The sequence below is a fragment of the Halomonas elongata DSM 2581 genome, from assembly GCF_000196875.2.
GTDB classification, from domain to species: domain Bacteria; phylum Pseudomonadota; class Gammaproteobacteria; order Pseudomonadales; family Halomonadaceae; genus Halomonas; species Halomonas elongata.
Map to the genome: position 1 here is coordinate 2293264 of NC_014532.2, position 12449 is coordinate 2305712.

A 12449-nucleotide genomic window follows, 5' to 3' on the forward strand; every position below is an offset into this window, starting at 1 on the left:
CTCAGACCGGAGCCGGAAAGTCGCGTTGCATGATGGTCACCATCTCGCCGCGATATTCGCGCTCCTCGACATCCTGCCAGCCCAACCGGCGGTAGAGCGCCTGCTGATCCGGTGTGTAGAGGTAGAAACGCTCGATGCCGTGTGCCTGGGCCTCTTCCTCCACTCGGCGCACCAGCCGTGAGGCGATGCCGCGACCGCGCCACTCGGGCAACACATAGACCGAGGCCAGCCAGGGTGTCAGTTCGCGACGGTCGCTCATGTCGTCGACGACCAGACTGGCCGTGCCCACCGGCCGCTCACCGTCCATGGCGGCAAATACCGAAGGCACTCCGGCCAGGCCGCAGTCGCCGCGAAAGTGCCCGACGGCAGCGGCGAAATCGCGGCCGGCATGCAGATGCCCCCATTCGGCATGGATCCAGCCGGCCAGGGTGGCAACATGAGACGAGTTAGCGTGGATGCGGACGAGAGGCAGGCCTGAACCCATGGCGAAAAAATCCTGTCAGCGATGCGTGGCGATGCCGGTGTTCCCCTGGCACAGGGGGCACGGCGAAACGCCACAGTATCCCCGTTCTCGGCGCCACTCGCCAGGGTTGGAGCCACCACTCAGCCAGCCGGAAGATCGTGCAACCACCCCGCTCCCGTATGCCATCGAGCTACTGCAGACGCAGCCGCATGCTGCGAAAACGCCGTCGGTACTGACTGGGCGTCAGGCCGACCCGGCGGACGAACAGCCGTCGGAAGAAGCTCGGGTCGGCGTACCCCACCTCCTCGGCCACTGCGTCGATGGGGGCATCGCCGCTTTCCAGCACCTGCTTGGCTTCCTCCAGTCGCAGGGTATGGACATAGTCCATCGGCGTCATGCCGGTGGCAGCCTTGAAGCGTCGCTTGAAGGAGCGCTCCGTCAGGCCGCTGACCGCCACCATGCCGGCCACCGGCGAGGGGGTGTCGTAGTGCTCGGCCACCCATACCTGGCAATTGGCGATACCGGCATCCTCTACCTGGCGCGAACTGCTCAGGGCGGCATAGGGCTGCTGGCCCTCAAGGTGCCAACCGATCAGGTTGAGCCGCGCCAGATGCATGGCCTCGTCCACGCTCACCAGCCGCGCGACCAGAAACAGCGCCAGATCCTGCCAGGTGGTGCCGCCACCGGCCATGATCAACCGCTGCCCTTCTCCGCTGATCACCAGGCTGCGATGGGCATGCACCCGCACCTTGGGAAAGCGTTGCGCCAGCACGTCACAATAGGCCCAGTGGGTGGTGGCATCCTGGTCGTCAAGCAGCCCCGCTTCGGCGAACAGCAGGGCGCCGGTACAGGCCGCCGCCATCAGCGCCCCCGACTCCTCACAGGCGCGCAACCAGGCTATCTCGGGCACGTAGCTGGCCAGGCTGGCGCCGGGGGCGATCATCAGATCCGGTACGCACACCGCCAGCGGCGCAGGGCAGTCGGCCAGGGCGACATCCGGCTCGACCCAGGCCCCATTCGCGGTACGGAAGCCGCCGCCATCCCGCGAGACGATCAACGGCTCGAGCAGCGGTTCGCCCGGTCGACCGTGCATCAAGAGTTCCCAGTCTCGACCCGCCGAACCGAAGATGTCGTACATACCGAAAAGCGTCGAGGCGGTCACATCAGGACCGGCCAGCAGGGCGATGATTGCCTTGTCTCGGGGCTCGATTTCAGTCATGGCAGAAACCCCTCGTTTGCGGCGCAATGCGCCTGAGTATCGGCGGCCTCCCGGTCGTATCGTGAAGCTGTCCTCATCGACGACACGCATCACCAATACAACAACGACCGGAGGACCCTGATCATGTGCGATACCACTCTTGCCATCCAACCGACGACCGACGATTTCGAAGCCCGGCTGGTTCAGGCCCTCAATCACGGTGGCCTGCTGCTATTGACCTCGCTCGGCTACCGCACCGGACTGCTGGAAGCCATGGCCGGGCAACCACCGATCACCAGCCAGGCCCTGGCCGAGCGCACGGGGCTCCAGGAGCGTTACGTTCGCGAATGGCTCGGCGGCATGGTGGCAGCCGAGGTGGTCGAAACCGACTCCGCCACTGCCAGCTACTGGCTACCGGACGAACGCGCTGCACTGCTCACCGACCGGGGCGAGGCAAACCTGGCCGTCTATGCCCAGTTTATGCCCTTGTTGGGCAGCGTGGAGGATGACGTGTTGCGCTGCTTTCGTGAGGGCGGCGGCGTACCCTACTCGCGCTATCCACGCTTCCAGGAGGTGATGGCCAGCGACAGCGGCCAGACGGTGCTACCGGCACTGTTCGACGGCATCCTGCCGCTGGCCCCGGGGCTGATCGAGCGCCTGGAGAGCGGTATCCGGGTACTGGACTGCGCCTGCGGTCGCGGCCGGGCCCTGCTGGCCATGGCCGAACGCTTCCCCGCCAGCCGCTTCACGGGTTACGACCTCTCCGAGGAGGCCATCGGCTGGGCGCGCGCCCAGGCTGAACGGGCCGGGCTGACCAACCTCAACTTCGAGGTACGTGACCTGAGCGACTTCGACACCACCGCCACGCCCGGGGCCTTCGAACTGGTGACCACCTTCGACGGCATTCACGACCAGGGCCAGCCGCGCCGGCTGCTCAAGGGGATTCACCGCAGCCTGACCAGCGACGGCATCTACCTGGTGCAGGACATCCACGCCTCGAGCCATCATCACCTGGATCGCGAGCACCCGTTGGGCGCGATGCTCTATGCGGTATCGATCAGCCACTGCATGACGGTCTCGCTGGCCCAGGGCGGCGAAGGGCTGGGGACCATGTGGGGCCGCGAGCGCGCCCTGGCCTATCTGGAGGAAGCCGGCTTCCGCGATATTCAGGTCCACCAGTTGGAGCACGATATCCAGAACGACTACTTCGTCTGCCGGCCTTGATCCCGAGGCCCGGCGTCATCCTCACGGCGCCGGGCCGGGATATGCCCTCACCCGCCGTCCGCGGCGCGTTCCAGGTCAGCGATGATGAGTTTTTCCATCTGCATCATCGCCTCCATGGCCCGCCGGGCACGCTCGGGATCGGGGTCGTTCAACAGCTCGTGCATCCGGGTGGGCACCACTTGCCAGTGGAGCCCCCAGCGGTCCTGCAGCCAGCCACACTGAATCTTGCGACCGCCCTCGCTCAGGGATTCCCAGTAGTGATCCACCTCGGCCTGGTCGGCACAGTCGATATGCAGCGACACCGCCTGGTTGAAGGGCACATCGGGACCACCGTTCAGGCCCGCGTAACGCGCGCCGTCCAGGGTGAATTCAACGAGCAGTACCTCACCGACCGGCACGCTCGGCGTATCGGTCGGCGTCCGTACCACCCGCTCGATGCGGGAATCGGGAAACACGGAAACGTAGAAGCTGGCCGCCTCTTCCGCCTGGCCATCGAACCACAGGAAGGGAGTGATCCGGTGCATGAAAGCCTCCTCCCGGCAGGCAGGCCTGCCGCTTGATGGATCTGATGCAACAGTAAGACCGGCTATTCGTCGAAGATGACCTCGAATCCTCCATAGATCAGCCGCTTGCCATCGAAGGGCATGGGATTGACGTCAGGCTGCATGCGCGGGTCTTCCATGATCTTGGCCATGGCCTGGTCGCGCACCTCACGAGAGGGCCAGAGCAGCCAGCCGAAGACAACGGTTTCATCCGGCTGACGCTTCACGGCCATGGGAAAGGAGGTGACTTCGCCCTCGGGAACGTCATCGCCCCAGCACTCCACCAGCTTGAGGACACCGTGCTCCTTGAACACCCCCGCGCAATCGCGCACATGCTGCAGGTATTTTTCCCGATTGGCGGTGGGAACGGCGGCCACGAATCCATCGACGTACGTCATGCTGTGCTCCTCCTATGTCGCTCGAAGTGAACTGCGAACAGATTCTGTCGCAGGCTTTCATGAGTCGTTCCGGGAGCACGCAAATCGACATCGCCTCGTGCCGACATATGCCCTTGGAGGTATTTCCCCCCTCGCTGAACCTCGACTAGACTGCAAGCTTTTGATGATCAGGCGAAAACTTTATGTCATCGGCCCTCGAGCAACGCGCCCTCAGAATCTCCATCCTCATGGCTCTGCTGATCGCTGTGCTGGGGGTCATCTTCGGCCTGCAGGCGGGCTCACGCTCGATTCTCTTCGACGGGGTCTTCGCGGCCATCGATGCGGTCATGTCGCTCCTGGCGCTGGTGGTTACACGGCTGATCGCCAGGGAAGTCAGCCAGCGCTTCCAGCACGGCTACTGGCACCTGGAACCCCTGGTGGCGGCACTCAACGGCGCCGTGCTGCTGTTGCTGTGCTTCTATGCCTTTCTCAATGCCGTGCAAGGGCTGATGACCGGCGGCCATGACCTGGCCTTCGGCCTGGCCAGCCTCTATGCCGTGATCGTGGCGATCATCTGCTTCGTCATGGCCGTCTACCAGCACCGCCTCAATCGCCATGTCGATTCAGAGTTCGTGCGCATCGACATGCATAGCTGGGTGATGTCGGGCCTGATCACCAGCGCCCTGCTGATGGCCTTCATCGTCGCCTTGATCCTGCAGCGCACCTCCTACGCCTACCTCACCTCCTACGTGGATTCGCTGTTGCTGACGATACTGACGGTGGCCTTCATGCCGGTGCCCATTGGCATCATCCGCCGCTCCATGAAGGAGGTGTTCCTGATGGCGCCAAGCGCCATCGATCGGGAGGTGCATGCCGCCATGGCGCCGGTGATGCAACGCGCAGGCCTGCTCGAGTACCGCAGTCATGTGGCCAAGTCCGGCCGCGGCCATTTCATCGAGATCCACATCGTCACCACGCCCGAATTCGCCGCCGAGCGAGGCGTGAGTGAACTCGACGAGATTCGCGAGATCATCACCGCCAACCTGAGCATTCCCGCCGAGCGACGCTGGTTCACGGTGTCGTTTACCGCCGATAAGCGTTGGCTGTGAGGAACATCGGTGCACGGCCGCATGTCGCAGGCCATGAAAGGCCATGCAATACACGGGAGCCAGAATGCCGACTTTCCATAATGATGCCACCCTGCCAACGCCCACCTTCCCCGGCAGCCATGTGGTGCTGGATGACCGCTATGTGTATCTCTCCGGCCTGACGGCGGCGGACATCCAGGGCAGCGAGGCGATACTCGGCGACGTGGGCGAGGAGACCCGCTGGATCATGCGTCGCGTCCAGCACCTGCTTGACTCGGTGGACTGCGAACTTGCCGATATCGTGCGGGCTGACGTGCACCTTACCAACCTCGAGAAGATCCACGAGCTGGATGCGGCCTACGCCGATTTCTTCGAATCGCCGCATTACCCTGCCCGCACCTGCACCCAGTCCCCGACCCTGCTGGACGGCGCCAACGTCGAGATCACTCTGGTGGCGCGTCGTTCGGACGATGACGACCTCGCCGTCAACCGAGGATGAAGAACACGCAGGCCGCGGTGAGCGCGCCCATGGTGCCGTTGAAGATCCGCCATGCGCGCGGCCCCTTGAGCCAGCGTCCGATGGCGGTACCGAACCCCGCCCAGAGGGAGATGCAGGGCAGCCCCACCAGTTCCGCGAAGCCGGCCAGCAAGAGCGCGTTGACGACGCTATTGCCGTCTTCCGGCAGAAAGCTCGCCATCAGCGTCAGCCCCATGACCCAGGCCTTGGGATTGGCAAACTGAAAGGCCGCCGCCTGCCAGAAGCCGAAAGGCCGCCCCTCGGCATCGCCGAACTCGGGCGGCGGCGCGGTGGCGATCTTCCAGGCCAGATACAACAGATAGAGGCTGCCGATCACCCGCAGCGCCGTCTGTACCAGCGGATAGCGCTCGAAGAGGATACCCAGTCCCAGGGCAATGGCGGCGAACAGCACGAAGCATCCACCGAGAATGCCCAGCACATGCGGCATGGTACGGCGAAAGCCATAGTTGGCGCCGGAGGCGGTCAGCATCACGTTGTTGGGGCCGGGCGTGATAGTCATCGAGACCATGAACAGGGTCACGGGCCCCAGGTAGGCCAAGGTATCCATCTCTATTGTACCCATACAATTTTATGAAAACGGGTTAACTTTCCTCGTTTCTCTGAGCATAATGAGGACAAATTTGGCGTCAAAGGTTTTATTGTCACCATGACAATCTGGACACCCGAGCTGCCCGAAGACGGTCCGCGCTACCGACGCATCGCCGATGCCATGGCCGAGGCCATCACCCGGGGCGAGCTGGCACCGGGAGAGCGGCTGCCGCCCCAGCGCCGTCTCGCCGACAAGCTCGGCGTGACCATCGGCACCATCACCCGGGCCTATGCCGAGGCCCAGCGTCAGGGCTGGGTCGAGTCACGCGTCGGCAGTGGCACCTATGTCCGACACAGGGAGGCGGAGTCGACGGCCACGTTCCGCGCCGGCCAGCCGGTCGAGAACGGTGTCGTCGACATGAGCATGAGCCTGCCTCCTCCCCATCCGCTGCGCCCGCAAGGGCTGCGCGACACCCTGCTTGCCCTGGCCGACGATCCGGCGAGCCTGCAGCGCGCCGTGGACTACCAGCCGGAATACGGCCTGGAAAGCCACCGCCGGCAACTCGCCGAGTGGCTCGGCCACCTGGGCATGTCGGCCGAACCCGAATCGCTGGTCATCACCCAGGGCGGACAGCATGGCCTGACGCTTGCCCTCCAGGCCCTGACGCGACCGGGCGAACTGGTCGCCGCCGATGCCCTCACCTATCCCGGCTTCATCGGCGCGGCCCGACAGGCGCATCTCAAGCTGCTGGGCGTGCCTCTGGATGAGCACGGCATGGATATCGAGGCCCTGAGCCGGCTGTGCGCCCGCCAGCCGCCACGGCTGGTCTACACCACACCGGAGCAGAACAACCCGACCGGGGCCTGCCTCACCGAGGCGCGCCGGGAACGACTGGTCGCCCTGGCCCGCGAGCACGATTTCTGGCTGATCGAGGACAACGTCCAGTATCTGCCCGAGGCCGACCGAGGCACGCCGTTGATCGAACTGGCCCCGGAGCGAACCCTGCGCATTTTCAGTACCTCCAAGGTGCTGGCCGGCGGTCTGCGAATCGGCACCCTGGAGCTTCCCGAAGCGCTGCTGGGGCGAATCGGCAGTGCCCTGCGCGCCCAGACCTGGATGGTGCCGCCGCTGATGGTGGAGACAACCTGCCGCTGGATCGCCAGCGACACCAGCCGCCGCTTGCTCGACTGGCAGACCCACGAGCTCGAGGCCCGTCAGCGACTGGCCAGGGAGCGACTGGCGGATTACCCGACCAGCGGTCGCGAGCGCTCCTCCAATCTCTGGGTGACCCTGCCCGCCGGCCGGCGGGGCAGCGAGGTTCAGGAACTGCTGGACCAGCGCGGAGTGCGCGTCTCGACGCCGGAACCCTTCTGCGTCGGCAGCGAACCGGCCCCCCAGGCCCTGCGCCTGTGCCTGGGGCCGCCGGCAAGCCGGGAAGAGCTCGACCGGGGGCTGCGTATCATCCTCGAGACGTTGGCGGAGCCGCCCTGCTCTCCCTGGCACACCATGTGACGCGGCAGCCCATCTTCCCCTGGGCCTCTCACCCTGATTCAACGACGACGGTCGGCGCATGGACGGTGAACCAGCGCCGCCGTGGTGGCATTCGGGCACGTCCGTCGGTCGGTTTGGTCCCTGCGCTGCGTCACATCCCCCCGCCCGAACGACTTGCCCAGTTCCCGGATTCCCCCTACACATGGACTAAGCACCATGCAGCGGGCACAGGGACGCATCTGACGTGGCAGGCGAACCGGAAACCAGGCGTGCAAACGACGCCGGGCGCCCCACCCAGGGTGCCCGGGGCATGCTGCGTTTTCTCGGTCTGGTGGTTCTCGGCGCGTTGATCGGCGGTCTGGCGGCGCTCGCCGCCGTGGGCTTCGTCAGCGCGGTGCTCTGGCTCAATGATCTGCTGCTGATCTCGCCGCGCGGGCGCATGATGTTCGCCCACCCCGAGGCGCTGGCCATCGCCACCGTGCTGGTGCCCGCCCTCGGCGGCCTGGTGGTGGGACAACTGCACCGCGCCATCCGCGAGCGTCGTCCCCATACCCCTGCCGACGTGATTGCCGCCGTACAGACGCGACGCGGGCGCCTGCCGGCGCGAGCCGGTTTCCTTTCGGCAGTATCTGGGCTGGTGTCGCTTGGCGCCGGCGCTTCCGTGGGCCAGTACGGGCCACTGGTGCACCTGGGGGCCAGCCTGGGCTCGCTGGGCGCCAGGCTGCTCAAGCTGGGGCGCTCCGACGACAACGTGACCATCGCCTGCGGGGTCGCGGCGGCTATCGCCACGGCCTTTCATGCGCCGCTGGCCGGCATCGTCTTCGCCCACGAGGTGATCCTGCGCCACTATGCCCTGCGCGCCTTCGCCCCAGTGGCCGCCGCCGCCATCGTCGGGCATGTCATCGCCACCAATGTGCTGTCGCAGGGCGCGCTCTTTCATGTCGCCGACACCGCCGTGCCCCAGCCCTGGGAGTTCGCGGCGTTCATTGTCATCGGCGGGCTCGGCGCCCTGGTGGCCGGGGCCTACATGCATGCCATTCTCGCCGTCGGCCGCTGGGCCGCTCGACTGCCCGTGGTACCCTCGCTGCGCCCCGCCCTGGCCGGTGCGGCACTCGGCCTCGTCGCCCTCTGGGTACCGGACATCCTCGGCATGGGCCAGGAGACGCTGCGCTTCGCCACCATCGAGGGAGCCTTCGGTGGTTTCGAACTGGTCATCGTCCTGGTGCTCAAGCTCGCCGCCACGGCACTGTGCATCGGCATGGGCTTCGGCGGCGGCGTGTTCAGCCCGGCGCTGGTGATCGGCACCCTGTTCGGCGCCTTGTGCGGCACCCTGATCGGCAATACCGGCCTGGCCGGCGATACCTTCGTCTTCTACGCCGTATGCGGCATGGTCGCGGTGACAGCACCGGTGATCGGCGCCCCGCTGACCAGCCTGCTGATCGTCTTCGAACTCACCGGCAGTTATGTGCTGACCACCGCCGCCCTGGCCAGCGTGACCCTGGCCAGCCCCATCGCCGCACAGCTGTTCGGTCGTTCGCTGTTCGATATCCAGCTCGCCAACCGTGGCCTGGACCTCTCGGCGGGTCGCGGCCGCGCCTTGCTGCAAAGTGCCAGACTCAAGCACCTGCTGAGCCAGGACTGCGTGACGCTGAATCCGCGCGGCAGCATTGATGACGCCGTGGCCTCCCTGGGGCACCACGGGCACGGCGAGGCCTATCTGGTCGACGACAAGGGTCGCTATCACGGCAGCGTGACGCTGGCCGACCTCGAAGTGATGCGCGGTCGCGGCCAGGGCCAACGCCGGGTGCGCGACTGCCCGCGCACCCCACGCCCGGTTCTGGGCCCGGAGGCCTCGGTATGGAGCGCCATGCATCAGCTTCAGGATGTCACCGGCGAGGCGATCGCCGTGGTCGACGACAAGGCCGACGATGCCTTCCTCGGTGTGGTCTACGAGGCGAGTATCGCCCGCGCCTACCTGCAATACAGCGAGGAACTGCGACGGGAGGAACATGGCACGGGTTGATCACGGTATGCGACGCGCCTGCATGGGGGCCCTGGTCGGCTTGACGATCATGCTGGCACCTTGCGCATACGGCGATGAGTCGGCAACGGAAACACTGACCGTGCTCAGTTGGGGCGGTGCCTACGAGCGTGCCCAGCAGCGCGCCCTGTTCGCTCCCTTCACCGAGGCCACGGGCATTCCGGTGGAGGTTGAGCAGTACGACGGCGGTATCGCCGAACTCCGCCGGGCCGTGGCCAAAGGCGACATGACCTGGGACCTGATCGACATGACCCGCAGCCAGGCCAAGGCCGCCTGTGCCGAAAATCTGCTCGAACCATTGGCCCCCGAATTGCTGGCCCCCGCACCGGATGGCACCCCGGCCGAACGCGATTTCATCGATGGCGCCCTGAACCGCTGCTCCATCACCCACTCGGTCTTCGCCACCGTCATCGCCTATCGCCGCGATGCCTTCCCCGGTCGTCGCCCCACCTCGATCGCCGATCTCTTCGACCAGCAACGCTTCCCCGGCCCCCGTGCCCTGCAGCGCACACCCGCGGTCAACCTGGAGTGGGCGCTGCTTTCCTACGGCGTTCCCAAGGAGGAAATCTATCGCTTGCTCAGTACCCGTCGCGGCCTATCGCTCGCCTTCGAGCGGATCGACAGCCTCGAGAATCTGCACTGGTGGGAAGCCGGCGATACCCCGGTACGGCTGCTCGCGGAGAACGAGGTGGTCATGGCCTCGGGCTACAACGGGCGTTTCTTCGACGCCATGATCAACCGCGACCTGCCCATCGAGATCCTCTGGGATGGCCAGGTCCAGGAGCACGAAACCTGGGCCGTGCCCCGCCATGCCGCCCATCCCGACATCGCCCGCGACTTCATCCGTTTCGCCACTTCCAGCGAACGCCAGGCCGCCCTGGCCCGGCTCATTCCCTACGGCCCCTCGCGCCGCTCGGCGACCCTGCAGGTCACGACCCATCCCGACAGCGGCGTCGACATGCGCCTGCACATTCCCACCCACCCACTGAACACCGAACGCGCCATCACCAAGGATGACGACTGGTACGCCCGCAGCCATACCCGCATCAACGACTACTTCCGGGATGCCCTGCTCGATGACCGCGAGGACAGCGGGGACCGGTAACCGGTGCCTTCCCCACCTTCATACCATCGCCGCCTTACTCCTCTGCCGACAGGTACCTCGTCTTTGGATCGCTCTTTGTCGTCGTCCTCTCCTGGTGGCCCAAACCGGCCAAGCGACAGCCGCCTTGATCCCTCATTATCTCGATGATATTTTGAACCTGCATTTTAATTTTATAGAACCACTGATCCTGGAGGCCGCATGGAGATTCGTCAGGCGATCCACAGCGAACACGCCAAGACTCTCGACACCCAAGGACTTCGTGACCAGTTCCTGATCGAGGAGCTGTTCGTCGATAATCAGCTCAAGCTGGTACATAGCCACATTGACCGCATCATCATCGGAGGCGCCCAACCCGTAGAGGAACCCGTGACCGTCCCCGCGGCTCTGGGCAAGCAGACCGGGACAGACTTCTTCCTCGAACGCCGCGAACTCGGTACCATCAACATCGGCGGCCCGGGGAGCGTGGTCGTCGATGGCACTCGACATGACATCGATACCCACGAAGGCCTCTATATCGGCAAGGGCAGCCGTGACATTCAGTTCGAAAGCCAGAACCCCGATAAACCGGCCGCTTTCTACATGGCTTGCGCTCCTGCCCACCAGGCGCATCCAACCCGCAAAGTGACGCTGGAGGATGCATCCCCCCAGACCCTGGGGGACACGGCAAACAGCAACCGTCGCACCATCTACAAGTACCTGGTACCGGATGTTCTGCCGACATGCCAACTCCTGATGGGAATGACACGACTCGAAGAAGGCAGCCTGTGGAACACCATGCCCTGCCATACCCATGAGCGACGCATGGAAGCCTACTTCTACTTTGATATGGCCGACGACAGCCTGGTCTTTCACATGATGGGAGAACCCCAGGAGACCCGGCATCTGGTGGTGCGCAACCGCCAGGCTGTCCTTTCTCCAAGCTGGTCGCTGCATTCCGGCGTGGGCACCGGCAGCTACACTTTCATCTGGGCCATGGTCGGCGAGAATCAGACGTTCCCCGATATGGATCATGTCGCGATGTCGGATCTGCGCTGAGCCTAAGGAGGCCTATCCATGAGTCAGCTTTTCGACCTGAGCGGCAAGACCGCTATCGTCACCGGATGCAATACCGGCCTGGGCCAGGGCATGGCGTTGGGCCTGGCAAGCGCGGGATGCAACATCGTGGCCGTGAACCGTCGCTCACCGGAAGAAACCCAGCGGCAAGTCGAAGCAATGGGGGGAGCGTTCTTGCCCGTGGAGGCCGACCTGGCCAGCACGACGCCGATCAACGATATCCTCGAACGGGCACAGGAACACTTCGGCGGTGCCGACATCCTGGTCAACAACGCCGGTATCATCCGACGCTCGGATGCACTCGACTTCACGGAAAAGGACTGGGATGACGTCATGGACGTCAATCTCAAGAACCTGTTCTTCCTTTCCCAAGCCTTCGCTCGCGCCTGCATCGAAGGACAACGACGCGGCAAGATCATCAACATCGCCTCGATGCTGTCCTTTCAAGGCGGTATCAGGGTTCCTTCGTATACAGCTTCGAAAAGCGGTGTCCTGGGATTGACCAGGCTGATGGCAAACGAGTGGGCCTCACACGGCATCAATGCAAACGCCATCGCCCCCGGGTACATGGCAACCAACAACACGGAGGCACTGCGAAACGACCCCGAGCGCAGCCGCGAGATCCTGGGCCGAATACCCGCTGGACGCTGGGGGGAACCCGAGGATCTGGCCGGTGCGGCGGTATTCTTGGCCTCGGAGGCCTCGAACTATGTTCATGGCCATACGCTGGCGGTAGATGGAGGATGGCTGGCCAGGTAGGGCCTGCACAAGAAAGGCCGGGCACAGCAGATCGGCTGTGT

The 12449-nt window shown here is 64.9% G+C and carries 13 protein-coding genes; 8 read left to right on the plus strand and 5 right to left on the minus strand.

The window, feature by feature from the left end; all coding sequences use genetic code 11:
* Nucleotide 1: 1 nt before the first annotated feature.
* Nucleotides 2–484 carry a GNAT family N-acetyltransferase gene (locus tag HELO_RS10795; RefSeq protein WP_013332705.1) on the minus strand — a complete coding sequence of 161 codons (483 nt, stop codon included), beginning with the start codon at nucleotides 482–484 and terminating at the stop codon, nucleotides 2–4.
* A 169-nt stretch (nucleotides 485–653) separates the two neighbouring features.
* Nucleotides 654–1682, minus strand: coding sequence for a GlxA family transcriptional regulator (locus tag HELO_RS10800; protein WP_013332706.1), 1029 nt, complete (start codon nucleotides 1680–1682; stop codon nucleotides 654–656).
* 123 nt (nucleotides 1683–1805) lie between these two features.
* Here HELO_RS10800 and HELO_RS10805 point away from each other — a divergent pair, with 123 nt between their 5' ends.
* Nucleotides 1806–2885, plus strand: coding sequence for a class I SAM-dependent methyltransferase (locus HELO_RS10805; RefSeq protein WP_013332707.1), 1080 nt, complete (start codon nucleotides 1806–1808; stop codon nucleotides 2883–2885).
* A 47-nt stretch (nucleotides 2886–2932) separates the two neighbouring features.
* On the opposite strand, the gene HELO_RS10810 is transcribed toward HELO_RS10805, so the two are convergent.
* Both HELO_RS10810 and HELO_RS10815 read right to left on the minus strand, forming a co-directional pair.
* Nucleotides 2933–3409, minus strand: coding sequence for a VOC family protein (locus HELO_RS10810; RefSeq protein WP_013332708.1), 477 nt, complete (start codon nucleotides 3407–3409; stop codon nucleotides 2933–2935).
* A 62-nt stretch (nucleotides 3410–3471) separates the two neighbouring features.
* Nucleotides 3472–3825, minus strand: a complete 354-nt coding sequence (locus HELO_RS10815) for a DUF1428 domain-containing protein (RefSeq protein ID WP_013332709.1) — start codon at nucleotides 3823–3825, stop codon at nucleotides 3472–3474.
* A gap of 182 nt (nucleotides 3826–4007) precedes the next feature.
* Here HELO_RS10815 and HELO_RS10820 point away from each other — a divergent pair, with 182 nt between their 5' ends.
* Together HELO_RS10820 and HELO_RS10825 are read left to right on the plus strand one after the other, a co-directional pair.
* Nucleotides 4008–4913 carry a cation diffusion facilitator family transporter gene (locus tag HELO_RS10820; protein WP_013332710.1) on the plus strand — a complete coding sequence of 302 codons (906 nt, stop codon included), beginning with the start codon at nucleotides 4008–4010 and terminating at the stop codon, nucleotides 4911–4913.
* A 64-nt stretch (nucleotides 4914–4977) separates the two neighbouring features.
* On the plus strand, nucleotides 4978–5391 hold the full coding sequence (locus HELO_RS10825; RefSeq protein WP_013332711.1) for a RidA family protein: 414 nt from the start codon (nucleotides 4978–4980) through the stop codon (nucleotides 5389–5391).
* Here HELO_RS10825 and HELO_RS10830 read toward each other — a convergent pair.
* A complete protein-coding gene (locus HELO_RS10830) occupies nucleotides 5378–5977 on the minus strand; it encodes a LysE family translocator (protein WP_013332712.1) in 600 nt (199 codons plus the stop codon). The two genes, HELO_RS10825 and HELO_RS10830, sit on opposite strands and share 14 nt — an antisense overlap.
* Nucleotides 5978–6076: 99 nt before the next feature.
* Between HELO_RS10830 and HELO_RS10835 the strand changes: the two genes are divergently transcribed.
* The 5 genes from HELO_RS10835 (at nucleotide 6077) to kduD (ending at nucleotide 12408) form a co-directional block, all read left to right on the plus strand.
* Complete coding sequence (locus tag HELO_RS10835) at nucleotides 6077–7471, plus strand: aminotransferase-like domain-containing protein (protein ID WP_013332713.1); 1395 nt, start codon at nucleotides 6077–6079, stop codon at nucleotides 7469–7471.
* Between the two features lie 223 nt (nucleotides 7472–7694).
* A complete protein-coding gene (locus HELO_RS10840) occupies nucleotides 7695–9473 on the plus strand; it encodes a chloride channel protein (RefSeq protein ID WP_013332714.1) in 1779 nt (592 codons plus the stop codon).
* Complete coding sequence (locus HELO_RS10845) at nucleotides 9460–10596, plus strand: extracellular solute-binding protein (protein WP_232519593.1); 1137 nt, start codon at nucleotides 9460–9462, stop codon at nucleotides 10594–10596. The genes HELO_RS10840 and HELO_RS10845 overlap by 14 nt, the downstream gene beginning before the upstream one ends.
* Nucleotides 10597–10794: 198 nt before the next feature.
* Complete coding sequence (kduI, locus tag HELO_RS10850; RefSeq protein ID WP_013332716.1) at nucleotides 10795–11631, plus strand: 5-dehydro-4-deoxy-D-glucuronate isomerase; 837 nt, start codon at nucleotides 10795–10797, stop codon at nucleotides 11629–11631.
* 18 nt (nucleotides 11632–11649) lie between these two features.
* Nucleotides 11650–12408: a 2-dehydro-3-deoxy-D-gluconate 5-dehydrogenase KduD gene (gene kduD / locus HELO_RS10855; protein ID WP_013332717.1), complete on the plus strand. Its 759-nt coding sequence runs from the start codon at nucleotides 11650–11652 to the stop codon at nucleotides 12406–12408.
* The last annotated feature ends 41 nt before the right edge of the window (nucleotides 12409–12449 follow it).